Here is a 26472-nt window from a genome sequence, read left to right as displayed (position 1 = left end):
GGAGTGGCTGGATGTTGCAAACCGAAAACTGGGGCCACGGTGCCTTGAGGCTGGAATCGGGGCTGACGCGTTTTTCGCTCTGGGCCCCAGACGCTGACACCGCCAGCGTCGAATTCGAAAACGGGGTGTCGTTGCCGATGCTGCCCAAGCCCGAGGGCTGGTTCGTGATCGAAACCAGCTGCCCGGCCGGCAGCGCCTACCACTACGAAGTGACCCACGGCACCGACTCTATGAAGGTGCCCGACCCCGCCTCCCGCGCCCAGCAAGACGACGTACACTCCCCCAGCCTCACCGTCGACCCCGACAGCTACGCCTGGCGCCACACCCACTGGACCGGGCGGCCTTGGCACGAGGCGATCATCTATGAGCTGCACGTCGGCGCCATGGGCGGCTTCGACGGCGTGCGCGCGCAACTGCCACGGCTGGCGGCGCTGGGCATCACCGCCATCGAGCTGATGCCGATCAACGAGTTCTCCGGCCACCGCAACTGGGGCTACGACGGCGTGCTGCCTTACGCCCCGGAGGCCAGCTACGGCACCCCCGACCAGCTCAAGCAGTTGATCGACGCGGCCCACGGCCACGGCATCATGGTGCTGCTCGACGTGGTGTATAACCACTTCGGCCCCGACGGCAACTACCTCGGGGTATACGCCAAGTCGTTCTTCAATGAAGACAAACATACCCCCTGGGGCGCGGCGATCGACTTCAGCCGCCCACAGGTGCGGGAGTTCTTCATCGATAACGCGCTGATGTGGCTGTTCGAGTACCGCTTCGACGGCTTGCGTTTCGACGCCGTGCACGCGATCGAGTCACCCGACTTCCTCCAGGAAATGGCCAAGCGCATCCGCGCCCGCACGCCCCATGGCCGGCACATTTACCTCACCCTGGAAAACGAACACAACCAGGCCAGCCTGCTGCGCCAGGGCTATGACGCGCAGTGGAACGACGACGGCCACAATGCCCTGCACGTGCTGCTGACCGGTGAAACCGACCATTACTACGCCGACTACAAAGACGACACCATCGCCAAGCTGGCCCGCTGCCTGGCCTCGGGCTTCGTTTTCCAGGGCCACCTCAACCGCCATGGCGTGGCCCGCGGCGAGCCCAGCGGGCACCTGCCGCCGAAAGCCTTCGTGCTGTTCTTGCAGAACCACGACCAGATCGGCAACCGCGCCTTTGGCGAGCGCCTGGCGCGGCTGTGCCCGGCGCCGGCGCTGCGCGCCGCCACCACCCTGCTGCTGGCCAGCCCGATGATCCCGCTGATGTTCATGGGCGATGAGTGGGCCGCCGAGCAGCCGTTCCAGTTTTTCACCGACTTCCACGACGAACTCGCCGATGCCGTGCGCAACGGCCGGCGCAAGGAGTTCGCCGACCTCGCCGCGTTCCAGGACCCCGCCCAGCGCGAGCGCATTCCCGACCCCAACGCCCTGGCCACCTTCGAAGCCTCGGTGCCGGCCTGGAACGACTTCGCCGCGCAGCAACATGGCCCATGGGTCAGCCTGTACCGCGAACTGCTCACCCTGCGCCGCCGCGAGCTGTTCGAGCGGCTACCGGGCAGCCGCCCGCTGGGCTGCAAGGTGATCGGCCCGAAGGCGCTCAGCGCGCGCTGGCGCCTGGGCGACGGCAGCGGCTGGCAGATCGACCTCAACCTGGGCAGCGACAGCCTTGACGCGCCACTGCCCTTCCCCACCTACCGGATGTTCGACAGCCGCGAAAACCCGCAGGGCGAACTGGACCGGCTGCCCGGCTATTGCGCCGTGGTCAGTTTGATCCCCGCCGATGCCATGGAGACGTAACCGATGGCGCATGACGCTCTGGAACACCTGGCCAAGCTCGCCGGCATCGCTGTGGAATGGGTCGACGCCAACGGCCACGCGCAACGGGTACAACCCGAGGTGCTGCGCCGCGTGCTCGGCGCCCTGGGCCACCCGGCCGAAGACGACGCCGCCATCGGCCACAGCACCGCCGAGTTGCAAAACACCCTGCAAGGCAGCACCCTGCCGCCGCTGCTCACCGCCGACTATGGCCAGCCGCTGGCGCTGGCCCGCTGGTTCGCCGCTGGCGATGGCTGCCGGGTGCTGCAGGAAGACGGCGCCGAGATCGAACTCAAGCTCGATGCCCAGGCGCAACTGCCCGGGCTGCTGCCGGTGGGCTACCACCAACTGCGCGTGCAGGGCCGCGACTTCAGCGTGGCGGTGGCCCCGGCGCACTGCTACAGCGCCCAGGACGTGGCCGCCAGCGAGCAGCCGCGGCTGTGGGGGCTGGGGGTGCAGTTGTACTCGCTGCGCCGCGCCGGCGACGGCGGCTTTGGCGACACCCTGGCGCTGGAGGCGCTGGTCAGCGCCGCCGGCCAACGCGGCGCCGACGCCCTGGCGATCAGCCCGATGCACGCGATGTTCTCCAGCGACAACGGCCATTACAGCCCCTATTCGCCCTCGAGCCGGTTGTTTCTCAACAGCCTTTACGCCGCCCCGGCCAGCGTGCTCGGCGAGGCCGCGGTGTGCGAAGCGTTGGAGCGCACCGGGTTGGGCCGCACCTTCGCTGAGCTCGAGCGCCTCGAACTGATCGACTGGCCGGCCGCCGCCGGCGCCAAGCAAGCCTTGCTGCGCAGCCTGTTCGACGCCTTCGTGGCCGGCCACAGCCCGCTGCGGCAAGACTTCGAAGCGTTCCGCCACAAGGGCGGCGAGGCGCTGGAAAACCACTGCCGCTTCGAGGCCCTGCAAGCCGAATGCGCGCGCAAGGGCGAAGCGCAAGACTGGCGCCAGTGGCCCGAACACCTGCGCCACCCCCGCGCCGAAGCGGTGGCCGCGTTCGCCGCCGAGCACGCCGACGAGGTGGCCTACTACGCCTTTTGCCAATGGCTGATCGCCCGCTGCCTGGAAAACGCCCAGCAAAAAGCCCGCAAGAGCGGCATGGGCGTGGGCCTGATCGCTGACCTCGCGGTCGGTGCCGACGGCGCCGGCAGCCAGGCCTGGAGCCGCCAGGACGAACTGCTCGCCTCGCTCACCGTCGGTGCGCCGCCGGATGTACTGAACCGCGCCGGGCAAAGCTGGGGCATTTCTGCGTTCTCCCCCGAGGGCCTGGTGCGCCATGGCTTCCGTGCGTTCATCGAGATGCTGCGGGCCAACTTCGCCCACGCCGGCGGCCTGCGTATCGATCACGTACTGGGGCTGAACCGCCTCTGGGTGATCCCCCAGGGCGACTCGCCCAAGGCCGGTGCCTACCTGCACTACCCGCTGCAAGACATGCTGCGCCTGCTGGCGCTGGAGTCACACCGGCACCAGGCGATCGTGCTCGGCGAAGACCTCGGCACGGTGCCCGATGGGCTGCGCGAGCAACTGGCGGCGCGGCGCATTCTGGGCATGCGCGTGCTGCTGTTCGAACAGCACCACACCGGCCACTTCAAGCGCGTCGAAGAATGGCCCGACAACGCCCTGGCCACCAGCAGCACCCATGACCTGCCGCCACTCAAGGGCTGGTGGCGCGCCAACGACATCGACTGGAACCAGCGCCTGCGGCTGATCGATGCCAACGTTGAGCAGCACTGGCGGGAAAGCCGCGGCCATGAGCGCAATGGCCTGCGCCACACCCTGGGGCAAGACCCACAGAACTTCCGTGAAGAACATCAGGGCAGCGACGAGGCGGACCCGTTGATCGACGCCAGCGTGCGCTTTCTCGGCCACACCCGCGCGCCGTTGGTGCTGCTGCCGATCGAAGACGCCCTCGGCCTGGTCGAGGCGCCGAACCTGCCCGGCACGATAGACGAACACCCCAACTGGCGGCGGCGCCTGCCCGCCCCCTGCACCGAATTACTGGATACCCCCGATGCCGCGCGACGCCTTGAACTGCTGGCCGCGGCCCGGCAACAAGCCCAGGACCGAAACCGATGAAAGCACTGAGCGCGACCCTGCGGCTGCAATTTCATAAAGGCTTTACCCTCGACGACGCGGTCCCCCTGGTGCCCTACTTCCACCGCCTGGGCATCAGCCATGTGTATGCTTCCCCCCTGCTCAAGGCGCGCCCGGGCTCGATGCACGGCTACGACGTGGTCGACCCGACCCAGGTCAACCCCGAGCTGGGTGGCGAAGCGGCGCTCAAGCGCTTGGTGGCGGCGCTGCGCGAACACGGCATGGGTTTGATCCTCGACATCGTCTCCAACCACATGGCCGTGGGTGGCCCGCACAACCCCTGGTGGCTTGAATTGCTCGAATGGGGCCAGCGCAGCCGCTACGCGAAGTTCTTCGACATCCAGTGGCACTCCCCCGACCCGCAACTCGAAGGCCAACTGCTGGTGCCGTTTCTCGGCGACGACTACGGCAAGGTGTTGCAGGCCGGGCAATTGCCGCTGTGTTTCGACGCCGAGAGCGGCGGCTTCTATGTGGAGCACTACGAGCACCGCTTCCCGATCTGCCCGCCAGACTACGCCGAACTGCTCAACGCCTGCCCGGAGCCCGCCGTGCAAGCGCTGGCCCAGCGCTTCGCGGCGCTGGCCCACGCACCGGGCGCGGTGGCCGAGGCCGCCGGCCTGCGCGGCGAGCTGGCGGCGCTGGTGCGCGACCCGGCCGTCAGCAGCGCCCTGGCCGAGGTGCTCAAGGCCTATGACGCCAGCACCGAAGCCGGCCTGCCGCGCCTGCACCGGCTGCTGGAAAAACAGCACTACCACCTGGCCAGTTGGCGCACCGCCGCCGACGACATCAACTGGCGGCGCTTCTTCGACATCAACGAACTGGGCGGCCTGCGGGTCGAGCGCAGTGAAGTGTTCGAGGCCACCCACGGCAAGATTTTCCAGCTGGTCGCCGAGGGCCTGGTCGATGGCCTGCGCATCGACCACATCGACGGCTTGGCCGACCCGCGCGGCTACAGCCGCAAGCTGCGCCGGCGCGTGCAAAGCCTGCTCAAGCAACGCCCGGCCGGCACCGAGCTTGCGCACTTTCCCATCTATGTGGAGAAAATCCTCGGCCACGGCGAGCACCTGCACACCGACTGGAACGTCGACGGCACCACCGGCTACGAGTTCATGAACCAGGTGTCGCTGCTGCAGCACGAGCCGCGCGGCCAAGAGCCGCTGACCGAGGCCTGGGTCCGCGCCAGCGGCCGCCCGGGGGACTTCCTCGTCGAAGCCCGCGGCGCCCGTGAACTGGTGCTCGGCGGCACCCTCGCCGGCGATTTCGAAACCGTCGCCCAGGCCCTGCTACGGGTGGCGCGCAACGACCTGATGAGCCGCGACCTGACCCTCGGGGCGATCCGCCGCACCCTGCAGGCGCTGATCGTGCACTTCCCGGTGTACCGCACCTACATCAGCGGCTGCGGGCGTTCGGCAACCGATGAGCCGTTCTTCCAGCAAGCTTTGGAAGGCGCCCGCGCCACCCTCAACGAGGGCGACTGGCCGGTGCTCGACTACCTTGCCCGCTGGCTCGGTGGCGAGCCCTGGCGCCGGCTCGGCCCGGGCCGCGCGCGGCGCGACCTGCGCCATGCCTGCACGCGGTTTCAGCAGCTGACCTCACCCGCGGCGGCCAAGGCGGTGGAAGACACCTCGTTCTACCGCAGCGCGGTGCTGCTGTCGCGCAACGATGTGGGCTTTGACCCGGAAGTGTTCGCCGCCCCCGCCGAGGCCTTTCACAGCGCCTGCCTGGAGCGCCAGCGGCACTTCCCGCTGAACCTGCTGACCACCGCCACCCACGACCACAAGCGCGGCGAAGACAGCCGCGCGCGCCTGGCCGTGCTGAGCGAACGCGGCACCTGGTACAACGCCCTGCTCAACCACTGGCAGGCCCTGGCCAGCCCGCTGCGCAGTGAACAGGAAGGCGCCAGCGTGCCCAGCGGTGGCGACGAAGCCATGCTCTACCAGGCGCTGCTGGGCAGCTGGCCGCTGGAGCTGGCCGCAGACGACACCGCGGGCCTGGAGGCCTACCTCGAGCGCATGCTGCAGTGGCAACAAAAGGCCCTGCGCGAGGCCAAGCTGGTGAGCAGCTGGAGCGCGCCGAACGAGGCCTACGAGCAAGGCTGCCGGGCCTACCTCACGCAGTTGCTGACCGCCCCCGAGGCACTCGACCTGCGCCAGTCGCTGGCCTCGGCGGTGCAGGTGATCGCCCCGGCCGGCGCGCTGAACAGCTTTGCCCAGTGCCTGCTGCGGATGGCCGCCCCCGGCGTGCCGGACCTCTATCAGGGCGCGGAGTACTGGGACTTCAGCCTGGTCGACCCGGATAACCGCCGCCCGGTGGACTACACTGCTCGAAGCCTTAGCCTGGAACAGGCGCCGCAAAGCCCTGCGGCGCTGCTCGAGCGCTGGGGTGATGGCTGGGCCAAGCAAGCCTTGATTGCCCGGGTGCTGGAACGCCGCCAGGCCTATCCTGAGCTGTTCCAGCAGGGGGATTACCAGCCACTGGAGGTGGCGGGCGAATACGCCGGCAAGGTGCTGGCGTTTGCCCGTACCTGGCAGGGGCAACGGGCGATCGTGATTGTGCCACGGTTGTTCAGCGAGGCCCTCGGCGAACACCGCCAGCCGCTGATCGAGCACAGCAAGTGGGGAGACACCCACCTCAAGCTTCCACTGAGCCCTGCCTTGCCCTCGAAGTTGAAGGGACTTTTTTCGGACCTAGCAGTCACAGCAGAAGGTAGCGTTTCGATTGCCGAGGCCCTGAAGGATTTTCCCGTCAATCTTTATCTACAAAGCGACTTGTGATCAGGAGCGTTGAAATGAGTGTCAGCGACAAGCGTATCGAAGAATTCGCCTATTACCTTTGGGAGTCTGAAGGCCGGCCGGAAGGCAAGCACTTCGAACATTGGGAGAAAGCCCGCAAGCTCGCTGAAGCCGAGGCCCTGGCCCCGGCCAAGCTGCCGCGCAGCGCCCCGAAAAAACCCAAGGAGGCGGCCGCCGCCAGCGCTACGGCCAAGCCCAAGGCCGCCCCCAAGGCTGCTGCGGCCAAGCCTGCCGCCGCGGCTAAACCCGCAGCGCCGGCGAAAAAACCGGCGGCGCCCAAGCCACCCGCGGCCAGCGCCGCCAAGCCCGCGCCAAAGGCGGAACCGGCGGCCAAGCCCGCCGCGGTGAAGAAACCGCGCGCGCCGAAGAAGCCCGCCGCCAGCTGACACCTCCGGCCGCCGCCGGCGGCCGTTCACCCCATGAACACTCCTGCGCCGGGTTCGCCCCCGGCCGCAGCAACCTCCTGCACCCTGACAAAAGCACTTTCGGTAACCCCCAAGGATTGAACATGGCCCGGTCAAAGAAACCCGAACCCCAACCCGTTGCTCAACCGTCGCGCATTCGTGAAGGCCAGCCGTTCCCCCTGGGGGCGACCTGGGATGGCCTGGGCGTGAACTTCGCGCTGTTCTCGGCCAACGCCACCAAGGTCGAGCTGTGCATCTTCGACGACGACGGCAAAGAAGAAATCGAGCGCATCGAGCTGCCCGAATACACCGATGAGATCTTCCACGGCTACCTGCCCGACGCCCACCCGGGGATGATCTACGGTTACCGCGTGTACGGCCCCTATGACCCCAAGAACGGCCACCGCTTCAACCACAACAAGCTGTTGATCGACCCCTACGCCAAGCAACTGGTGGGTGAGCTGAAGTGGTCCGAGGCGCTGTTCGGCTACACCATCGGCCACCCCGACGACGACCTCTCGTTCGATGAGCGCGACAGCGCGCCGTTCGTGCCCAAGAGCAAGGTGATCGACCCGGCCTTCACCTGGGGCCGCGACCAGCAGTTGAACACCCCGTGGGACAAGACCGTGATCTACGAGGCCCACACCCGCGGCATGACCATGAACCACCCGGCGGTGCCGGATGCGGTCAAGGGCACCTTCGCCGGCCTGGTGCACCCGGAAGTGATCGCCCACTTGAAGAAGCTCGGCATCTCGGCCATCGAGCTGCTGCCGATCCATGGTTTTGTCCGCGACCAGCACCTGCTCGACAAAGACCTCGACAACTACTGGGGCTATAACAGCATTGCGTTCTTCGCGCCGCACAGTCGCTTTCTCGCCAGCGGCAAGATCGCCGAGTTCAAGGAGATGGTCGCGCGCATGCACAACGCCGGCCTCGAGGTGATCCTCGACGTGGTCTACAACCACACCGCCGAGGGCAACGAACGCGGCCCGACCCTGTCGATGCGCGGCATCGACAACGCCTCGTATTACCGCCTGATGCCCGATGACAAGCGCTTCTACATCAACGATTCCGGCACCGGCAACACCCTCGACCTGAGCCACCCGTGCGTACTGCAGATGGTCACCGACTCACTGCGCTACTGGGCCACTGAAATGCACGTCGATGGCTTTCGCTTCGACCTGGCGACCATCCTCGGCCGTTACCGCGACGGCTTCACCGAGCGCCATAGCTTCCTCACTGCCTGCCGCCAAGACCCCGTGCTGCGCAGCGTGAAGCTGATCGCCGAGCCCTGGGACTGCGGCCCGGGCGGCTACCAGGTGGGCGGCTTCGCCCCCGGCTGGGCGGAATGGAACGACCGCTTCCGCGACACCGCGCGGGCGTTCTGGAAGGGCGACGACGGCAAGCTGGCCGACTTCGCCAAGTGCCTGACCGGCTCTGGCGAGATGTTCAACCAGCGCGGCCGCCGCCCGCACAGTTCGGTGAACTTCATCACCGCCCACGACGGCTTCACCCTCAAGGACCTGGTGTCTTACAACCAGAAGCACAACGAGGCCAACGGCGAAGACAACCGCGACGGCAGCGACAACAACATCTCGTGGAACTGTGGGGTGGAAGGCGAGAGCTACGACCGCAATATCGTCGAGCTGCGTTTGCGGCAGATGCGCAACTTCTTCGCCACCTTGCTGTTCAGCCAGGGCACGCCGATGATCGTCGCCGGCGACGAGTTCGCCCGCACCCAGAACGGCAACAACAACGCCTATTGCCAGGACAGCGAGCTGGGTTGGGTCAACTGGAACATGGACGACGACGGTGCCGGGCTGATGAAGTTCGTGCAGCGGTTGATCCGCCTGCGCATGGCGTACCCGATCCTGCGCCGTAACCGTTTTCTGGTGGGCACCTACAACGAAGACATCGGCGTCAAGGACGTGACCTGGCTCAGCCCCAGCGGCGAAGAGATGACCGCCGAGCAGTGGCAGGAAGGCCACAGCAAGGCCCTGGCGATGGTGCTCGACGGCCGCGCGCAGCCCACCGGTATCCGCAAGCGCGGTGACGACGCGACGCTGATGGTGATCGTCAACGCCCACCATGACGTGGTCAACTTCACCCTCCCGGAAGTACCCGAGGGCGACCACTGGGTGTGCCTGGTCGACACCAACCGCACCGACGTCGACACCTCCGAGCAACTGGGTTTTGGCCATGAGTTCATGGTGACCGGGCGCTCGTTCCTGTTGTTCGAGTTGCGGCGCTAGGCCTCAGGGCCCTTCGCCCGGCACAGCCGGAGTGCCGGACCACGGCCTCCCACCTACGAGACAACACAGAACCCGTGGGAGGCCGGCTGTGCCGGGCGATAGGCCCTGAAGCTCATGCACACAATCAGCAGAGCTCACAGATTGATCCCTTACATGAAGCCCTGAAATGGCTTAAGTGAACAGCATTGCGGCACAGCCGGGCGAGGGGCCTTTAACGCAACCCTCCTAGCCAAACCACCTACACTGCACGGGGCCTACAATAAAAAGGATGCCCCGATGAAAGTACCGCTCAACCCCTTCAAAGCCCAACTGGCCACAGGCGAGCCGCACTTCGGCTGCTGGGCCGGCTTTGCCACTGGCTACGCCACCGAAGTGCTGGCCTCGGTCGGCTACGACTGGCTGCTGATCGACGGCGAGCATGCCCCCAATACCGTACCGAGCATCCTCGCCCAACTGCAGGCGGTGGCGCCCTACGCCAGCGCGCCAGTGGTGCGCGCGGTGAGCGGCGATGCGGTGCTGATCAAGCAGTTGCTCGACATCGGCGTACAAAGCCTGATGGTGCCCATGGTCGACAGCGCCGAGCAGGCCCAGGCGCTGGTGCGCGCCATGCGCTACCCGCCCCATGGCATTCGCGGCGTGGGCGGCGGGCTGACCCGCGCCACCCGTTGGGACGCGGTGGAGAACTATATGCAGCACGCCCATGAGCAACTGTGCTTGGTGGTGCAGGTGGAATCGCGGCTGGGCTCGGACAACGTCGAGGCGATCGCCGCGGTAGACGGCGTGGATGCGGTGTTCATCGGCCCGGCCGACCTCTCGACCGACCTCGGCCACGCCGGCAACCCCGGCCACCCGGAGGTGCAGCAGCGCATCCGCCAGGCGATCGACGCCACCCGCGCCGCCGGCAAGGTGTGCGGCATCCTCGCGCCGCGGGAAGACGACGCCCGGCGTTATCTGCAGTGGGGTTGCCAGTTCGTGGCGGTGGGTTTGGACGTGGTGCTGATGCGCCAGGCAGCGCTGGCGAACCTGGGGTTGTATCGTGAGGTGGCGAAGCCCAGTGAGGCTTCGCGGACCTACTAGGTTGGGTTTGAGGGCCTCTCGCCCGGCACAGCCGGAGTGCCGGGCGAAGGGCCCTCACAGGCCCCCGACTACGCCGGCATCACCGCCGGGCTCAGCGCCAGGTCGGCCAGCTCCCGGTTCGCCACTGCGTACATGGCGTAATCGGTGCCGCTGGCAGCGCGCAGGTCTTCGAGCATGGCGCGCCAGCGCTCCACGTGCAGGCGGTGCTGGTCAAGCCACAGCGCTACGCGCTCGTCGACTTCTTCCGGCGCCTGGTGCATCTGCAGGGTGGCGATGGTAATGGCCCGCTGTTGCAGGTCAAGGTCGTCGCGGAACGCTTCGCGGGCCAGGGCTTGCCAAGTGCTTTGCACCGGCAGGCTGCTGATCTGCTGCAGGTACCAGTTCAGGTCGAGCGAGGCGCCCATGGCGAAGTACGCCTTGGCCACCAGCGCGGCATCCTGGCCGGTCACATCGCTGGCTTCGATGATCGGCAACAGCGTGTACAGGTGGCTGGTGCCGGCGACCATGCGCGCCAGCAACTCCGGCACGCCCGCCTCCACATAGGCCTGGTAGCGCTCCTGCCACAGCTCGCGGGTCGGGCCTTCGAGCAGTTCGTTGAGCTTGAGCCCCAGCGCCGCGATGTGCGGCCCGAAATGGGCGACGTCGCGGCCTGGGTCCTGCTCGTTGCGGCGGTTGCGCAGGAACCAGCGGGTGGCGCGGCGGCCGAGGCGCATCAGTTCTTCCATCAGCTTGAGCTGGATGTCGGCTGGCACCTGGTAGTCGAGGGCTTCGATCTGGCGGAACCAGTGCGGCAGGTGGAAGATGTCGCGCACCACCACGTAGGCCCCGGCGACGTTGGCCGCGCTCATCCCGGTGGACTCCTTCAGGCGCTGCACGAAGGTGATGCCCATGTTGTTGACCAGGTCGTTGGCGATCTGCGTGCTGACGATTTCGCGCTTGAGCCGGTGGCGGCGCATGGCCTCGCGGTAGGGGTTGGCCAGGCTCGGCGGGAAGGCGCTTTCCATGTCACGGGCCAGGTAGTCGTCGTCGGGCACCGCCGATTGCAGCAGGGTTTCCTTGAGGTCGATCTTGGCGTAGGAAATCAACACGCACAGCTCGGCGCGGGTGAGGCCCTGGCCGGAGGCGGCGCGCTCGGCGAGCACGTCTTCGCCGGGGAGGAACTCGATCGCCCGGTCGAGCTTGCCGCGGCCCTCGAGGTCGGCCATCAGCCGCTTGTACTCGGCCATCCGCTCGGCGGCGCGGCGCGCGGCCAGCGACAGCGCCTGGGTTTGCTTGTAGTTGTTGCCCAGCACCAGGTGAGCGACTTCGTCGGTCATGCTGCCCAGCAACTGGTTGCGCTGCTTTTGCGTCATGTCGCCGGCAGCCACCGCCTCGTTGAGCAGGATCTTGATGTTCACCTCGTGGTCGGAGCAGTCCACGCCCCCGGCGTTGTCGATGAAGTCGGTGTTGGTGGCACCGCCACACAGGCCGAACTCGACCCGGCCGAGCTGGGTCATGCCGAGGTTGCCGCCCTCGCCCACCACTTGGCAACGCAGCTCGTTGCCATTGACCCGCAGCGCGTCGTTGGCCTTGTCGCCAACGTCGGCATGGGACTCTTCGCTGGCCTTCACGTAGGTACCGATGCCGCCGTTCCAGAGCAGATCGACCGGTGCCTTGAGGATCTGGTTGAGCAGCTCGGTGGGCGCCAGGCGGTCGGCGCTGATGTCGAAGCGGGCCTTCATCGCCGGGCTGATCGGGATGCTCTTGGCGCTGCGCAGGAACACCCCGCCGCCTTCGGAGATCAGGCTGGCGTCGTAGTCGCTCCAGGCCGAACGCGGCAGGTTGAACAGCCGCTGGCGCTCGGCGAAGCTGCTGGCGGTGTCGGGGTTGGGGTCGATGAAAATGTGCAGGTGGTTGAACGCGGCCACCAGTTGCAGCTTGTCGCTCATCAGCAGGCCGTTGCCGAACACGTCGCCGGCCATGTCGCCGACGCCGACCACGGTGATCGGGTCTTTTTGCACATCGATGCCGCGCTCGCGGAAGTGCCGCTGCACGCCGACCCAGGCGCCGCGGGCGGTGATGCCCATGCCCTTGTGGTCGTAGCCGGCCGAGCCGCCGGAAGCGAACGCATCGCCCAGCCAGAAGCCGTAGTCGATAGCGATGCCGTTGGCGATGTCGGAGAAGGTCGCCGTGCCTTTGTCGGCCGCTACTACCAGGTACGGGTCATCGGCGTCGTGGCGCACCACGTTGGCCGGCGGCAGCACCTCGCCGTCCTTGAGGTTGTCGGTGATGTCGAGTAACCCGGAAATGAACAACCGGTAGCAGGCGATGGCCTCGGCCTGCACCTCGTCGCGGCTGCCGCCCAGCGGCAAGCGCCGTGGCACGAAGCCGCCCTTGGCGCCCAGCGGCACGATCACCGAGTTCTTCACCTGCTGCGCCTTGACCAGGCCAAGCACCTCGGTGCGGTAGTCTTCCTCGCGGTCCGACCAGCGCAGGCCGCCACGGGCCACGTTGCCAAAGCGCAGGTGCACGCCCTCGACCCGCGGGCTGTAGACGAAAATCTCGAACTTCGGCACCGGCTTGGGCAGCTCGGGCACCAGCTTGGGGTTGAACTTGAAGCTAAAGTACCCCTTGGCCTGGCCACTGGCGTCGGTTTGGTAGAAGTTGGTGCGCTGGGTGGCTTTGATCAGGTCGAGGTAGCGGCGCAGGATGCGGTCTTCGTTGAGCACCTGCACGTCGTCCAGGGCGCTGAGGATCGCCTGCTCCAGGCGCTGCTGCATGCCCTCGAGGTCATCGCCACTGAGCTTGCGCGCCAGGTAAAAGCGGGTTTTGAACAGCCGGGTCAGCTCGCGGGCGATCGGCGCGTGGTTGTTCAGCGCCGCGGCGATGTAGCCCAGGTCGAAGCCCAGGCGGATCTGCTTCAGGTAACGGGCGTAGGCGCGCAGCAGCGCCACGTCGCGCCACGGCAGGCCGGCGCTGAGCACCAGGCGGTTGAAGGCGTCGTTTTCGGCATCGCCCTTGACGATGTGCACGAACGCGTCCTGGAAGGTGTCGTTGAGCTGCTGCAGGTCGAGCTCGCGGGTGTCGGCGCAGGTGAAGGCGAAATCGTGAATCCAGTATTCGCGGCCGCTTTTGTGGCGCAGCCGGTAGGGGAACTCACCGAGCACGCGCAGGCCGAGGTTCTCGAGGATCGGCAGCACGTCGGACAACGCCAGCGGTTGGTCGGCCTGGTACAGCTTGCAGTGCAGCAAGTGCTGGCCGCTTTGCGCCAGCGGCTGGTAGAAGCTCATCACCAACGGGCGGTTGTCGCCCAGGGCCATCAGGTGCTGCAGGTCGACCACCGCCGAATGCGGGGCGAAGCGCTCGCGGTAGCCGGCCGGGAAGCCCTTGGGGAAGTCTGCCAGCAGGTTGGTGCCCTGGGCTTCGCCAAAGCTCTCGATGGCCAGCGCCTGGTAGTCGTCCTGCCACGAGCGGCAGGCCTGGATCACCTCGCGTTCGAGCTGGGCCGGGTCGATGTCAATGCGGTTTTTCGGGTCTACCCGCAAAATCAGTTGCACGCGGGCCAGCACCGATTCGGAGAAGAACGTCCAGAACTCGCAGTCGCTGGCCTTCAGGCGCTCCATCAGCACCTGCTGGATTTTCTGCCGGACTTCGGTGGAGTACACCTCGCGCGGCACGTAGGCCAGGCAGTAGCAGAACCGGCCGTACGGGTCTTTGCGCAGGAACACGCGGATCTTGTTGCGCTCCTGGATCTGCACGATCGCCATCACCGTGCTGAACAGCTCATCGACCGGGGTCTGGAACAGGTCATCGCGGGGCAGCACCTCGACCACCTGGGCCAGCTCTTTGCCCAGGTGCGCGCGCGGGTCGAAGCCGGAGCGGCGTTCGATTTCGGCGACCTTGCTGCGAATGTACGGAATGCGGTGCACGCTCTGGCCATACACCGCCGAGGTGTACAGGCCCATGAAGCGGCATTCGCGCACCACCTGGCCGTGTTCGTCGAGCTGGCGGATCGACACGTAGTCGGGGTAGGCCGGGCGATGCACGCGGCTGGGCGCGGCGGCCTTGGCGAACGACAGCAGGGTCGGCTCGTGCAGGTAGGCGGCGGCGTAGTCCTCGATGCGCAGGTCTTCGGCGGAAAGGCCAGCGCGCAGCAGGCGGGTCAGGCCGAGGAAGGCGCTGTCGTCGTAGTGAAGCTGGGCGCCATCGGCATCGGCTTGCACCACGAACTCTTCATAGCCGAGGAAGGTGAAGTGGTTGTCGAGCAACCACTCCAGGAACACCTTGACCTCCTGCTTCTCTTCGGCGGAGACCTTGGCGAAGGGGGTGGCGTCGACCAGCGCGGTGAGTTCGGCGATTTTCGCCTTCATCGGCTCGAAGTCTTCCACCGCGGCGCGCACCTCGACCAGCACCTGCAGCAGCTCGCTGACCAGGGTGGTCATCTGCGCCGGGCTGGCGCAGCGGTCGATCTCCAGGTACATCAGCGACTCGTGGGCCACGCCCTCGCCCGCTTCGCCCTTGGGCAACACCTCGAGCAGCTCGCCGCTGGCGTTGCGGCGCACGCTCAGCACGGTGGTTTGCAGGGTATGGATGCTGTAGCCGCGGCGGTTGAGCTCGGTGCGCACCGAGTCGACCAGAAAGGGGAAGTCTTCATGCAGCACTTCGACCACGCTGTGGGTCGATTGCCAGCCATGGCGTTCGTAATCCGGGTTGTACACCCGCACTTCCCCCTGGCCGGCGCTGAAGCGCTGCAACAGGCGCCAGGCCGACAGCGTGCAGCCGGCGAGGTCGGACAAACGCCGCTGGGTGAGCTCGTCGAGGGAAATGATGCCAAAGAACTGATCGGCGAACAGGGCCACCTGTGGCAGGGCCTGTTCACTGACGTGCTGCGCCAGGACCGCTCTCAGTTGATGCTGGAAGTCGGCTTTGCTGGCTGCGGTGAAGAACGCCATGTTAAGAATTACTCCGCTGGAATGTGTTTCGAGCCGCCCGGGGGCGGGTGAACAACCTTGTTTTTGATCGAAGCGTCGTAGAGAGTTCCCTTGCCGGCCAGGTAAAACGGGCAGTGGCCGCGCAAAAGCGACCCAGCTTACCGAGCCCTTGGCGGCAGGGTCTTGCGCTGGGGCGACATATTCGGTCATGGCCGAGTTGTCTGACCTCCATGCCCATTCTGAACAGTAGCCCCACCGCCGGCCCGGCGCCTCTCGACAGCATGATGGCCAATTGGCACAATCTCCCGCCGCACCGCGTGTCGCCCTCCCTCAAGGCGTTGCGAACCCTGCCGATAAGCCGTGTGTCAGCCCTCGGCCATTTACCGCTCGCGAGCCACCATGCCGTTTCCCCGCCTCTTGTTCAGCGCTGTTGCCACCTGGCTGTTGTGCCTGGGGCCGGCGGCTGCGCAAAACGCGCCGATCCAGGTGGTGACCGAAGAACTGCCGCCGTACAACATGACCGAGAATGGCCAGGTCACCGGCATGTGCACCGAGCTGGTTCGCGCCGTGCTGAAGGAAGCCGGGCTCGACGGCCAGGTGCAGGTGATGCCCTGGGCACGCGCCTACGACATGGCGCTGCATGTAGACAACGTGTTGATCTACTCGATGAGCCGCACCCCGGACCGGGAAAAACTCTTCCAGTGGGTCGGCCCATTGCTGCCGGTGCGCTGGTACCTGTACACCCTGGCCAGCCACCCGCTGAACCTTACTACCCTGGAAGATGCCCAAGCCCTGCAGGTGGCCACGGTCAACCAGGATTCCGGCGAGCAGTTTCTGCAAAGCCATGGCTTCGAGATCGGCCGCAACCTGCAGTCGAGCAGCCGTTACGCGCTGGATTACGAAAAACTCAAGAGCGGGCACGTGGATTTGTGGATCTCCGACGAGCTGAACGCCTATTACATCGTGCGCCAGGCCGGTGACGAGCCTGGCCGCGTGCTGATGCCGGCACTGGCGTTGCCGCAGCTGGGGCAAGACACCTTCAGCATCGCCATGAGCCGCGGCACCGCGCCGCAAACCGTTGAGCAACTGCGCAAAGCGTTGGCGCGGCTGCACCAGAACGGCACCTACGACGCCATCCTGAAGAAGTGGATGTAAGCCTTGAGCGCCCCTCTCTACAAGGACGACCCCACCCACGCTTCGATGGACCGCGAGCGCCCCCTGGCCCACCGCCTGGTGGTGGCCACGCTGTGCTTTTGCCTGTTGTTCACCCTGGCCACCGTGGGCCTGCGCACCTGGTTCGCCTGGAACTCGGGGCTGGCCAACATGACCACCGAGCTGAACCTCGTCGACCAGGTGTTCCAGGGCCCACTGGCCAAGGCCATCTGGGAGCTGGACAACGACAGCCTGAACGCCCAGCTCGACAACGTCGCCAAGGCCGCGCCGGTGGGCCGGGTGATCCTGCGCATCCCGAGGCCGGGGCGCAACGACGAGGTGCTGGTGCGCCAGCGCGACGGCTTCACCACCCTCGGCGCGGCGCCAGTGCTGCTGCGTGAGCTGAGCGTGAACCCCTACCCCGACGCCCACCAGCCGGTCGGCACGCTGTTCCTCGAAGGCGACCCCACCCTGCTCTGGCAGCGGCTGTGGCGCGAGCTGGCGTTCATCATCACCACGCAGTTGATCCAGTCGGTGGCGCTGGCCGGGTTGATCATGCTGATGTTCAACCGCCTGGTGACCGTGCACGTGCGCCACATCGCCCGCCACCTCGACGAACTGACCCCGCAAACCCTCGGCGAGCCGCTGCGGCTGGGCCGCCTCGGCACCCGCAACGACGAACTCGACCTGCTGCAGAACGGCATCAACCAGCTGCAAAGCAGCATGAGCACCTACCTGGCGCGCCAGCACGAGGCCGAGCAGGCACTGGAGCGCAGCCGCGACGACCTGGCCGGGCAAGTGGATGCCCGCACCGCCGAGCTGAAGGCCGCCAACGCCCGGCTCGAATCGCTGTCTCGGCATGACCCGCTGACCGGCCTGGCCAACCGCCGGCACTTCGATGAGGTCAAGGAAGTGGAATTCCGCCGCGCCCTGCGCAGCCACCAGCCGCTGGCGGTGCTGATGTGCGACGTCGACCACTTCAAGGCTTATAACGACCGTTACGGCCACGGCCAGGGCGATGAGTGCCTGAAAACCATCGCCCGCGCCATGCAAACCCTGTTCAACCGCACCGGCGAGCTGTGCGCGCGGCTGGGCGGTGAGGAGTTCGCGATCATCCTGCCGGCGCACAACGCCGCCCAGGCGCGGCTGGCCGCCGAACGCCTGCGCCAGGCGGTGAACGCCCTGCAGATGCCCCACGGGGCGTCGTCGGCGGCCGATTGGGTGACCATCAGCATCGGCACCGCGCAACTCGACGCCGACACCATGGCCGGCTTCGACCACCTGCTGCAGCGCGCCGACCAAGCGCTGTACCGGGCCAAGGCCGACGGCCGCGACCGGGTGCACGCATGAGCCGCCGCTGGCTGGCGCTGTGCCTGGCGGCGCCGCTGCTGTTTGGCGCCCAGGTGCGCGCGGCGGCGGTCGAGGCAGTGACCGAGGAGTCGTCGTACACCTATTACCTGCAAGGCGAGCTGGCCGGGCCGCTGACCTACCTGACCCAAGCGCTGCTGGCGCGCGCCAAGCTGGACTACGCCATCAGCGTGTACCCCTGGGCGCGTGCCTACGACATGGCGCTGGCCGAGCCGAACGTGTTGATTTTCCCGATCCTGCGCACCGCCGAGCGCGAAGCACGCTTCAAGTGGGTGGGAGAATTCGCCCAGATCCACTCGGTGCTGTACCGCCGCAGCGACCGCCAACAGGTGCAACTGGGGCGCTGGCAAGACGCCCAGCGCTACACCGTGGGCGTGGTGCGCGATGATTTTCGCGAGGTGTTCCTGCGCGGCCAGGGCTTCACCCGGCTGGTGGTCTCGGCCTCGCCCCAGGAGAGCGTGCGCAAGCTGCTCAATGGCCAGGTCGACCTGATCCCGCTGGCCGAATCCGATGCCGAGCGCTTCAGCCAACTGCTCGGCCCGGGCGAGGCGCCGCTCACACCGGTGCGCACCATCGACGAGATCACCGCCCACGCCTGGTACGCCTACAGCCTGAACACCCCCGACGCGGTGGTGGAACGCACCCGCAAAGCGCTGCAGGGGCTGCAGGCGGAGGGCGCGGTGGGGCGGTTGATGATGGGTGGGCGCTGAGTAGAAAGCCCTGATTGCTTCAAGCGGTTTTACTAAGCGCATGGCCTGACTGGCCTCTCGCCCGGCACAGCCGGCCTCCCACGGGTTTTGTGTGGACTCGTAAATCAATGGCTTACACAAATCTGGTGGGAGGCCGGCTGTGCCGGGCGATGGGCCCTAAAACCCGGCCAGATAATCCCGCGTGCGGCTTTGCGCGCACCCGGCGAGGCCCGCCGGCACCCCGGCGTAAACGATCGTCCCGCCCGCGTCCCCGGCCCCGGGGCCGAAATACCCCCGACGCGGTGGTGGAACGCACCCGCAAAGCGCTGCAGGGGCTGCAGGCGGAGGGCGCGGTGGAGCGGATGATGATGGGTGGGCGCTGAGCGATTGATTGAGGGTAGAAAGCCCTGATTGCTTCAAGCGGTTTTACTAAGCGCATGGCCTGACCGGCCCATCGCCCGGCACAGCCGGCCTCCCACTAGGTTTGTGTAAGTGCTTGATTTACTAGGCAACACAGAACTCGTGGGAGGCCGGCTGTGCCGGGCGAAGGGCCCTACAACCCGGCCAGATAATCCCGCGTGCGGCTTTGCGCGCATTCGGCGAGGCCCGCCGGCACCCCGGCGTAAACGATCGTCCCGCCCGCGTCCCCGGCCCCGGGGCCGATGTCCAGCAGCCAGTCGGCCTGGGCCACCACCGCCATGTTGTGCTCCACCAGCACCACCGTGCTGCCTTCGTCGACCAACCGTTGCAATTGCGCCATCAGCCGCTCGACGTCACTGGGGTGCAAGCCGGTGGTGGGTTCGTCGAGCACGTAGAGGGTGCCGCCGCGCTGGGCGCGTTGCAGTTCGGTGGCGAGTTTGATCCGCTGCGCCTCGCCGCCGGAGAGTTCGGTGGCCGGCTGGCCCAGGCGCAGGTAGCCCAGGCCCAGCTCGCGCAGCACCGCCAGCGGCCGCAGCACCGCCGGTTGCTCGGCGAACAACTCACACGCCTGGCTGACCGTCAGCCCGAGCACGCTGGCGATGCTGTGCCCCTGCCAGTTCACCTGCAGGGTTTCCGGCGCATAGCGCGCGCCGTGGCAGGCCGGGCATGGCGCGTACACACTGGGCATGAACAACAGCTCAACGCTGACAAAGCCCTCGCCCTCGCACTGGGCGCAACGGCCCTTGGCCACGTTGAAGGAGAACTGCCCGGCGTCGAAGCCCAGCGCGCGCGCCTCGGGGGTGGCGGCGAACAGCTTGCGCACCGCGTCGAACAACCCGGTGTAGGTCGCCAGGTTCGAACGCGGGGTGCGGCCGATGGGCTTTTGATCGACCCGCACCAAGCGCTTCACGCCCTCCAGCCCGGCGCTGATGCGCCCTTCGGTGGCCTCGAAGCGCAGGTCTTCCAGCGCCGGCGGGTCTTCCTCGGCCGGGGCGGCGCGGCCCAGGGCTTCGCCGACCAGCTCCAGCAGCGCCTGGCTGACCAGGCTCGACTTGCCCGAGCCGGACACCCCGGTCACCGCGGTCAGGCACTGGAGCGGGAATGCCGCGTCCAGGTTGCGCAGGTTGTTGCGGGTCACCCCGGCCAGGCGCAGCCAGCCCTGGGCCGGGCGCGGCGCGCGGGCGGCGCTGGGCGCGGTGCCGAACAGGTAGCGCGCGGTGACCGATTCGGCCACCTCGGCCAGCCCCGCCAGCGGCCCGCTGTAGAGCACCTGGCCGCCCTGCTCGCCGGCCGCCGGGCCGACGTCGACGATCCAGTCGGCGCGGCGCAGGGTGCGCAGGTCATGTTCGACCACGAACAACGAGTTGCCCGCCTGCTTGAGGCCGTCGAGGGCGGCGAACAGCGCCTCGCTGTCGGCCGGGTGCAGGCCGGCGGAGGGTTCGTCGAGCACATAGACCACGCCGAACAACTGCGACGCCAACTGGGTGGCCAGGCGCAAGCGCTGCAGCTCGCCGGCCGACAAGGTGGTGGTGCCGCGCTCCAGGGTCAGGTAGCCCAGCCCGAGGCCGGTCAGGGTGCGAATACGCTCGCACAGGTTGGCCGCCATGTGCCGCGCGGCCAGGGCTTTTTCCACGCTCAACGGCTCGCTCGGGTGGCCCTCGGCCACGGCCTGCAGCAATTCGGCCAGGGCGGTCAGTGGCAGGCGCTGGAACTCGCCGATGTCCAGCCCGCCGAAGGTCACCGCCAGCGCCTCGGGCTTGAGCCGCTTGCCCTGGCAGGCCGGGCACAGGCTGCCGACCATGTACTGCGCCACGCGTTTTTTCATCAGCGCGCTTTGCGACTGGCTGAAGGTGTGCAGTACGTAGCGCCGGGCGCCGCTGAAGGTGCCCATGTAGCTGGGTTCGAGCTTCTGCTTGAGGGCGCGCTGGGTATCCCGCGGGCTGAGCCCGGCGTACACCGGCACGGTGGGGGTGTCTTCGGTGAACAGTATCCAGTCGCGCTGCTGCTGCGGCAGCTCGCGCCAGGGCCGGTCGACGTCATAGCCGAGGGTGACGAGGATGTCGCGGTAGTTCTGCCCCTGCCAGGCCGTGGGCCAGGCCGCCACCGCGCGCTCGCGAATGGTCAGGCTGGGGTCGGGCACCATCGAGCGTTCGGTGACCTCGTACACCCGGCCCAGGCCGTGGCAGCGCGGGCAAGCGCCCTGCGGGGTGTTGGCGGAAAAATCCTCCGCGTAGAGCATCGCCGCCCCGGCGGGAAAATGCCCGGCGCGTGAATACAGCATACGCACCAGGCTGCCCAGGCCGGTGACGCTGGCCAGGCTCGAGCGGGTGCTGGGCGTGCCGCGCTGCTGTTGCAGCGCCACCGCCGGCGGCAGGCCGTCGATGCTGTCGACATCCGGCACCCCAACCTGGTCGATCAAGCGCCGCGCATAGGGCGCCACCGACTCGAAGTAACGCCGCTGGGCCTCGGCGTACAGGGTGCCGAAGGCCAGCGACGACTTGCCCGAGCCCGACACCCCGCTGAACGCCACCAGGGCGTCCCGGGGGATGTCTACATCGACGTTTTTCAGGTTGTGTTCACGGGCGCCGCGCACGCGGACGAGATTCGAAGGGGGCATAGGCACCAGCGCGTTGAGTGAGGGTCAGTCGGTGTCGCCAAGCATTTTGCGCAACAGGAAGGCGATCGCCACCCGCTCCCCAGGGTTGAGGTTGGCCAGGGTGGCTTCGGTGATTTCGAGTGCCAGCGGCACGGTGCGTTCCACCACCGCGCGGCCTTCGTCGCTCAGGTGCACGATGACCTTGCGCTTGTCCTGGGCGTCGTGGCCCAGTTGGATCAGCTCGCGGGCCTTGAGCCGCTCGATGATGCCGCGGATGGTCGCCTGGTCCACCGCGGTGGCCGCCACCAGTTCGGTGAGCGAACTGGGGCCGCGGTCGCGCACGGCGCACAGGGTGATGAACTGCACCGCGGTGAGCTGGGCGTCGCCCACCTGCTGCTGGAAGATCGCCATGTGGCGCTGGTAGGCCTTGCGCAGCAGGTGCCCGACCTGCTCGGTGAAATCATACGGCGCTGAAGTCATGCCTGAAGGGTTCCTTGCCTCGCTGTGCGCCGATGGTATCACGAGGCCAGCGATGCGGGCGGGGCCACCACCTTGCCGTCGATGACCACGGGTTCTTCATCGAGGAACACGCTGCAATTGCGCAGCGGAATGTCCATGTGACACGGGGTTTTGCGGGTGCCGCCCACCTCGGTGTTGGGCCCGGTGGAGAACAGGAAGTTGCCCTCGAAGGCGCGCGCGTCCATGCACATGCCGTCGTTGCGGTCGTGCAGGCCCATGGCGGTCCATTGCGCGCGCGGCTGCAGGCCCCAGCCGATATGGGAAATACCGTACACCTCAGGGTCATTGAAGTACTTCATGTAGTCGCGCAGGTACTCAGCCTCGAAGCCGCCGTGGATCTTGGTGATAAAGCCCTTTTCGATCTCCAGGGTGACGCGTTCGCGGCAGTAGTTCTTGAACGGCAGGAGGATGTCACCCACGTCGAGCACCAGCACGCCCTCGGCGCTTTCTTCGTTCGGCCAAGAGAACAGAAAGCCGCTGGGCCAGTGGTCCCAGCGCCCTGGTTGGTCCACGTAGCCGTATTCGGTGACCACCGGGTATTGGCCGAGCCTGGCCGAGAAATCACTGCCGGCGGCCGAGCGCACCTGGATCGAGCGGGCCTGCTTGAAGCGCGCCTCGGCGGCTTGCACGCGGTGTTTGTCGGCCTCGCTGGGGAGCATCCGCGCTAGCACCTCTGGCGGTTCCACCGCCAACAGGATGCGCGTGCCGGTCTTGAGGATCTGCTCCTGCTCGGGGGAATGCAGCAGCATCATGGTGTCGATGATCATGTCTGCCGCCTCCAGCGCCCGCTGCGCGGCGAGGTTGCCGGTCAGCGCGGTGTCGCCGCAATAGGCGGTCATGTCGTTGCCCATGGCCATCGGCGCGTTGAACGACGGCAGCTCGACGGCATACACCTTGGCCTTCAGGCGCTGCGCGGCGTCCATCGCCGCCTTCACCGTGCGCGGGTTGGAGTAGTGGCTTTTGAGGATGGCCACGCTCTGGGTGGCGTCGACCTTCGAGAGGGTCAACACGTGCTCGAACATCTGGGTCAGTTCGCTATCGCTGACAGGCATCGCAGGGCTCCTTCTGGGCCACGCACCGGCAAAGGGCAGCGTGCATGGCATGGGTGCATGAATATAACGTGTACGCTGTTTGTTACCGCGTTGCATCTAGCCAAAACCCTGCAACCATCGGGCCATTGCCAGGCCGGCACGCTCATTGCGTGGTTTTTTTCGCGTGTACCCTACTTTTACGCGGAGGCGCCATGCAGCCTTTGGATCAACAGGTGGTCGCCCATGCCCGGCAGTGGCTGGCGGCCGGCCGCGGCACCTGGCTGTGCACCGTGCTGGCCACCTATGGCTCGGCGCCACGCGGCCCCGGCGCGATGCTGGCGTTCAGCCCGGGCCTGCCGGCGTGCGGCTCGTTGTCGGGTGGGTGCGTGGAAGACGACCTGCTCGAACGCCTGGCCGCCGGCCAGTTGCCAGCGGTGAGCACCCTGCGCTACGGCGCCGGTGGCCTCGCCAGCGGCGTGCAACTGCCCTGCGGCGGCAGCCTCGAGGTGCTGGTCGAGCGCCTCGACCCCAGCCATTTGCCGCAACTGGAGGCCATCGCCGAGGCGCTGGGCGGCGGCGCGCCGGTGCTGCGCAGCGTGCTGCCGCGGGGCTCGGCGCTGGAGCCCTGCCACAGCCCGGGGCCCGCGGTGGCGCGCGACGGCGAGCAGGTCAACATCCGCCTGGGCGCGGTGCAGCGCCTGTTGATCGCCGGGCTGTCGCCGGTGGCGCTGTACTGCGCCGAGTTTGCCCGCGCCCTGGCCTTCGAGGTGGTGGTGTGCGACCCCCGCGACGGCGCCTTCGACGGCTTTGCCGTGGCCGGCGCGCAGTGCGTGGCGCAGCTGCCGGCACGCTACATTGCCGCCGGCCACTGCCACGGGCAAACCGCGGTGGTGGCGCTGACCCATGACCCCCGCCTGGATGACCTGACCCTGATGGAAGCGGTGCGCACCCCGGCGTTTTACATCGGCGCCATGGGTTCGGCACGCACCAGTGAAAACCGCTTCGAGCGCCTGCGCCGCGTCGGCGGGCTGAGCCATGCCGAGCTGGCGCGCATCCAGGCGCCGATCGGGCTGAACCTGGGCAGCAAAACCCCGGCGCAAATTGCCCTGGCGGTGATGGCCGACATCGTTCGGGTGGGCAACGGGATTGCCCGTGAACACGTGTAAATACGCACCGGCTTCGCACAGGGCCGCGGCATGCGGCGCCAAAAGGGTGCAGTTTAGTAGCGTGTACACTTATTTCGTTTCAAATAGAAACATCGCCCCAGCGCCGCTCACGCAACGAATAAAATGGCGCCAGAGTGTTTGAACGGGCTTTTTCGAGGGCCACGGCAAAAACGGGAATAAATAGTGCATACGCTATTTATCAAGGCAATCACGCCCACCCCATGACCCAACGGGAGACCTGGTCGATGAGCAAGCAACCTCGAATCGCCGTGATCGGCGCTGGCCTGGGCGGCGCCGCCGCCGCCGCCCTGCTGCAAAAAAGCGGCTTCAACGTCGATGTGTACGAACAGGCCCCGGCGTTCTCGCGCCTGGGCGCCGGCATTCACATGGGCCCCAACGCGATGAAGGTGTTCCGCAAGATCGGCATCGAGCAACCGCTCGAAGCCATGGGCTCGCACCCGGATTACTGGTTCAGCCGCGCCCAGGACGGCAGCTACCTGTCGCGCATCGCCCTCGGCGCCCACGCCCGCAAGGAATACGGCGCCGCCTACATCACCGTGCACCGCGGCGACCTTCACGCGCTGCAGATCGACGCCCTGCTACCCGGCTCGGTGCACTTCGGCAAGCAGTTGGCGGGCCTGGAAGACACCGGCGACGAGGTGCGCCTGGCCTTTACCGATGGCAGCACCGCCAGCGCCGACATCATCGTCGGCGCCGACGGCATCAACTCCTACGTGCGCGAGCACCTGCTGGGCTTCGAAGCGCCCACCTACAACGGCTGGGTCGGCCACCGCGCGCTGATCCCGGGCGAGGCCCTCAAGGCGTTCGATTTCGACTTCGAGAGCTGCGTGAAGTGGTGGTCTGAAGACCGCCACCTGATGGTCTACTACACCACCGGCAGCCGTGAGGAATACTACTTCGTCAGCGGCGTGCCACAGGCGGAGTGGGAAGGTGGCAACGCCAGCTTCATCGACAGCAGCCAGGCCGAGATGTACGACGCCTTCAAGGGCTACCACCCGAGCGTGCAGGCGCTGATCGCCAGTGCGCAGTCGATCACCAAGTGGCCGCTGCTCAACCGCAAGCCACTGCCGCTGTGGAGCCGCGGGCGCATGGTGCTGCTCGGCGACGCCTGCCACCCGATGAAGCCGCACATGGCCCAGGGCGCGGCGATGGCCATCGAAGACGGCGCCATGCTCGCCCGCTGCCTGGGCGAAACCGGCCTGGGCGACTACGCCACGGCCTTCAGCCTGTACGAAGCCAACCGGCGCGAGCGCGCCTCGCGGGTGCAGGCGGTGTCGAACGCCAACACCTGGCTGCGCACCCAGGAAGACCCGGCCTGGGTGTTTGGCTATGACCTCTACGGCCACGAGCTGAAAACGGAGAGCGCGGCATGAGCACTTACCTCTATGGCGGCCAAGTCCAGGCCAACGGCATTCGCCAGCATTACCTGCGCTACGGCGGCCAGGGCCCGGTGCTGTTGCTGATCCCCGGCATCACCAGCCCGGCGATCACCTGGGGCTTCGTTGCCGAACGCCTGGGCGAGCGTTACGACGTATACGTGCTCGACGCCCGCGGCCGCGGCTTGTCGAGCAGCGGCCCTGAACTGGACTACGGCACCGACGCCTGCGCCGACGACATCCCGGCCTTCGCCGCGGCGCTGGGGCTGGCCCACTACCACCTGCTCGGCCACTCGATGGGCGCGCGCTTTGCCCTGCGCGCCGCCAGCCGCCACCCCGAGGCGCCGATCGGCAAACTGGTGCTGGTTGACCCGCCCGTCTCCGGCCCGGGCCGCCGCGAGTACCCAGGCAAGCTGCCGTGGTACATGGACTCGATCGCCGAAGCCCTCGAAGGTATGGATGCCGAGGCCATGCGCGCCTACTGCCCGACCTGGACCGACGCCCAGCGCCAACTGCGCGCCGAATGGCTGCACACCTGCTACGCCCCGGCGATCCGCCGCGCCTACGACGACTTCCATGCCGTGGACATCCACCAGGACTTCCCCCACGCACCACAGCCCGCGCTGTTGATGGTCGCCGGCAAGGGCGGGGTGATCGAAGCGGCCGACGAGGCGGAGATCGCCGCGCTCAAGCCCGGCATTGAAATCCGCCGGGTCGAAGGCGCCGGGCACATGATCCCCTGGGACGATTTCGATGGTTTTTTCACCGCCCTGGGCGGTTTTCTCGACTGA

16 protein-coding genes are annotated in these 26472 nt (G+C 67.3%); 12 read left to right on the top strand and 4 right to left on the bottom strand.

What is annotated here, in order from left to right; all coding sequences use genetic code 11:
* The first annotated feature begins 11 nt into the window (after window positions 1-11).
* The 6 genes from treZ (at window position 12) to ACFZCE_RS16595 (ending at window position 10433) form a co-directional block, all read left to right on the top strand.
* On the top strand, window positions 12-1796 hold the full coding sequence (gene treZ, locus ACFZCE_RS16620; RefSeq protein ID WP_390940898.1) for a malto-oligosyltrehalose trehalohydrolase: 1785 nt from the start codon (window positions 12-14) through the stop codon (window positions 1794-1796).
* A 3-nt stretch (window positions 1797-1799) separates the two neighbouring features.
* A complete protein-coding gene (gene malQ, locus ACFZCE_RS16615; protein WP_390940896.1) occupies window positions 1800-3890 on the top strand; it encodes a 4-alpha-glucanotransferase in 2091 nt (696 codons plus the stop codon).
* Window positions 3887-6682: a malto-oligosyltrehalose synthase gene (locus ACFZCE_RS16610; protein ID WP_390940894.1), complete on the top strand. Its 2796-nt coding sequence runs from the start codon at window positions 3887-3889 to the stop codon at window positions 6680-6682. The genes malQ and ACFZCE_RS16610 overlap by 4 nt, the downstream gene beginning before the upstream one ends.
* Window positions 6683-6696: 14 nt before the next feature.
* The gene (locus tag ACFZCE_RS16605) at window positions 6697-7086 is read left to right on the top strand and encodes a DUF2934 domain-containing protein (protein WP_390940892.1); all 390 of its coding nucleotides are present in this window, start codon (window positions 6697-6699) and stop codon (window positions 7084-7086) included.
* Between the two features lie 122 nt (window positions 7087-7208).
* Window positions 7209-9356, top strand: coding sequence for a glycogen debranching protein GlgX (gene glgX, locus ACFZCE_RS16600; RefSeq protein WP_390940890.1), 2148 nt, complete (start codon window positions 7209-7211; stop codon window positions 9354-9356).
* A 276-nt stretch (window positions 9357-9632) separates the two neighbouring features.
* Window positions 9633-10433, top strand: coding sequence for an aldolase/citrate lyase family protein (locus ACFZCE_RS16595; RefSeq protein WP_390940888.1), 801 nt, complete (start codon window positions 9633-9635; stop codon window positions 10431-10433).
* A gap of 68 nt (window positions 10434-10501) precedes the next feature.
* On the opposite strand, the gene ACFZCE_RS16590 is transcribed toward ACFZCE_RS16595, so the two are convergent.
* Window positions 10502-15364 carry an NAD-glutamate dehydrogenase domain-containing protein gene (locus tag ACFZCE_RS16590; protein WP_390940886.1) on the bottom strand — a complete coding sequence of 1621 codons (4863 nt, stop codon included), beginning with the start codon at window positions 15362-15364 and terminating at the stop codon, window positions 10502-10504.
* A 378-nt stretch (window positions 15365-15742) separates the two neighbouring features.
* On the opposite strand from ACFZCE_RS16590, the gene ACFZCE_RS16585 reads away from it, so the two are divergent.
* Genes ACFZCE_RS16585 through ACFZCE_RS16575 form a run of 3 tightly spaced genes read left to right on the top strand, consistent with a single transcriptional unit; the run spans window position 15743 to window position 18573 of the window.
* Window positions 15743-16498, top strand: coding sequence for a transporter substrate-binding domain-containing protein (locus tag ACFZCE_RS16585; protein WP_390940884.1), 756 nt, complete (start codon window positions 15743-15745; stop codon window positions 16496-16498).
* 3 nt (window positions 16499-16501) lie between these two features.
* Window positions 16502-17845 (top strand): diguanylate cyclase domain-containing protein, encoded by a 1344-nt coding sequence (locus ACFZCE_RS16580; protein ID WP_390940882.1) that lies wholly within the window; start codon window positions 16502-16504, stop codon window positions 17843-17845.
* On the top strand, window positions 17842-18573 hold the full coding sequence (locus ACFZCE_RS16575; RefSeq protein ID WP_390940880.1) for a substrate-binding periplasmic protein: 732 nt from the start codon (window positions 17842-17844) through the stop codon (window positions 18571-18573). Before ACFZCE_RS16580 ends, ACFZCE_RS16575 begins: the two co-directional genes overlap by 4 nt.
* Before the next feature lie 532 nt (window positions 18574-19105).
* Here the strand turns inward: ACFZCE_RS16575 and ACFZCE_RS16570 are convergent.
* The 3 genes from ACFZCE_RS16570 to ACFZCE_RS16560 are packed head-to-tail and all read right to left on the bottom strand — an operon-like array spanning window position 19106 to window position 23139.
* Complete coding sequence (locus ACFZCE_RS16570) at window positions 19106-21589, bottom strand: excinuclease ABC subunit A (protein ID WP_390940878.1); 2484 nt, start codon at window positions 21587-21589, stop codon at window positions 19106-19108.
* 24 nt (window positions 21590-21613) lie between these two features.
* A complete protein-coding gene (locus ACFZCE_RS16565) occupies window positions 21614-22048 on the bottom strand; it encodes a MarR family transcriptional regulator (protein WP_390940876.1) in 435 nt (144 codons plus the stop codon).
* Window positions 22049-22086: 38 nt separating this feature from the next.
* A complete protein-coding gene (locus ACFZCE_RS16560) occupies window positions 22087-23139 on the bottom strand; it encodes a 2,5-dihydroxypyridine 5,6-dioxygenase (protein WP_390940874.1) in 1053 nt (350 codons plus the stop codon).
* A gap of 191 nt (window positions 23140-23330) precedes the next feature.
* On the opposite strand from ACFZCE_RS16560, the gene ACFZCE_RS16555 reads away from it, so the two are divergent.
* The 3 genes from ACFZCE_RS16555 (at window position 23331) to ACFZCE_RS16545 (ending at window position 26472) form a co-directional block, all read left to right on the top strand.
* Window positions 23331-24284: an XdhC family protein gene (locus ACFZCE_RS16555; RefSeq protein ID WP_390940872.1), complete on the top strand. Its 954-nt coding sequence runs from the start codon at window positions 23331-23333 to the stop codon at window positions 24282-24284.
* 245 nt (window positions 24285-24529) lie between these two features.
* Window positions 24530-25678 carry an FAD-dependent monooxygenase gene (locus ACFZCE_RS16550; protein ID WP_390940870.1) on the top strand — a complete coding sequence of 383 codons (1149 nt, stop codon included), beginning with the start codon at window positions 24530-24532 and terminating at the stop codon, window positions 25676-25678.
* Complete coding sequence (locus ACFZCE_RS16545) at window positions 25675-26472, top strand: alpha/beta fold hydrolase (RefSeq protein WP_390940868.1); 798 nt, start codon at window positions 25675-25677, stop codon at window positions 26470-26472. Before ACFZCE_RS16550 ends, ACFZCE_RS16545 begins: the two co-directional genes overlap by 4 nt.

Origin of the sequence: Pseudomonas sp. NPDC007930, assembly GCF_042958985.1 — a bacterium.
Taxonomy (GTDB): Bacteria; Pseudomonadota; Gammaproteobacteria; order Pseudomonadales; family Pseudomonadaceae; genus Aquipseudomonas.
Note: the sequence above shows the minus strand (reverse complement) of the source record. Positions and strands in the feature narration are given on the sequence as shown.

Coding starts and splice junctions, on each gene's coding strand:
- treZ (WP_390940898.1), top strand. CDS start 12: ATGTTGCAAACCGAAAACTGGGGCCACGGTGCCTTGAGGCTGGAATCG.
- malQ (WP_390940896.1), top strand. CDS start 1,800: ATGGCGCATGACGCTCTGGAACACCTGGCCAAGCTCGCCGGCATCGCT.
- ACFZCE_RS16610 (WP_390940894.1), top strand. CDS start 3,887: ATGAAAGCACTGAGCGCGACCCTGCGGCTGCAATTTCATAAAGGCTTT.
- ACFZCE_RS16605 (WP_390940892.1), top strand. CDS start 6,697: ATGAGTGTCAGCGACAAGCGTATCGAAGAATTCGCCTATTACCTTTGG.
- glgX (WP_390940890.1), top strand. CDS start 7,209: ATGGCCCGGTCAAAGAAACCCGAACCCCAACCCGTTGCTCAACCGTCG.
- ACFZCE_RS16595 (WP_390940888.1), top strand. CDS start 9,633: ATGAAAGTACCGCTCAACCCCTTCAAAGCCCAACTGGCCACAGGCGAG.
- ACFZCE_RS16590 (WP_390940886.1), bottom strand. CDS start 15,364: ATGGCGTTCTTCACCGCAGCCAGCAAAGCCGACTTCCAGCATCAACTG.
- ACFZCE_RS16585 (WP_390940884.1), top strand. CDS start 15,743: ATGCCGTTTCCCCGCCTCTTGTTCAGCGCTGTTGCCACCTGGCTGTTG.
- ACFZCE_RS16575 (WP_390940880.1), top strand. CDS start 17,842: ATGAGCCGCCGCTGGCTGGCGCTGTGCCTGGCGGCGCCGCTGCTGTTT.
- ACFZCE_RS16570 (WP_390940878.1), bottom strand. CDS start 21,589: ATGCCCCCTTCGAATCTCGTCCGCGTGCGCGGCGCCCGTGAACACAAC.
- ACFZCE_RS16565 (WP_390940876.1), bottom strand. CDS start 22,048: ATGACTTCAGCGCCGTATGATTTCACCGAGCAGGTCGGGCACCTGCTG.
- ACFZCE_RS16560 (WP_390940874.1), bottom strand. CDS start 23,139: ATGCCTGTCAGCGATAGCGAACTGACCCAGATGTTCGAGCACGTGTTG.
- ACFZCE_RS16555 (WP_390940872.1), top strand. CDS start 23,331: ATGCAGCCTTTGGATCAACAGGTGGTCGCCCATGCCCGGCAGTGGCTG.
- ACFZCE_RS16550 (WP_390940870.1), top strand. CDS start 24,530: ATGAGCAAGCAACCTCGAATCGCCGTGATCGGCGCTGGCCTGGGCGGC.
- ACFZCE_RS16545 (WP_390940868.1), top strand. CDS start 25,675: ATGAGCACTTACCTCTATGGCGGCCAAGTCCAGGCCAACGGCATTCGC.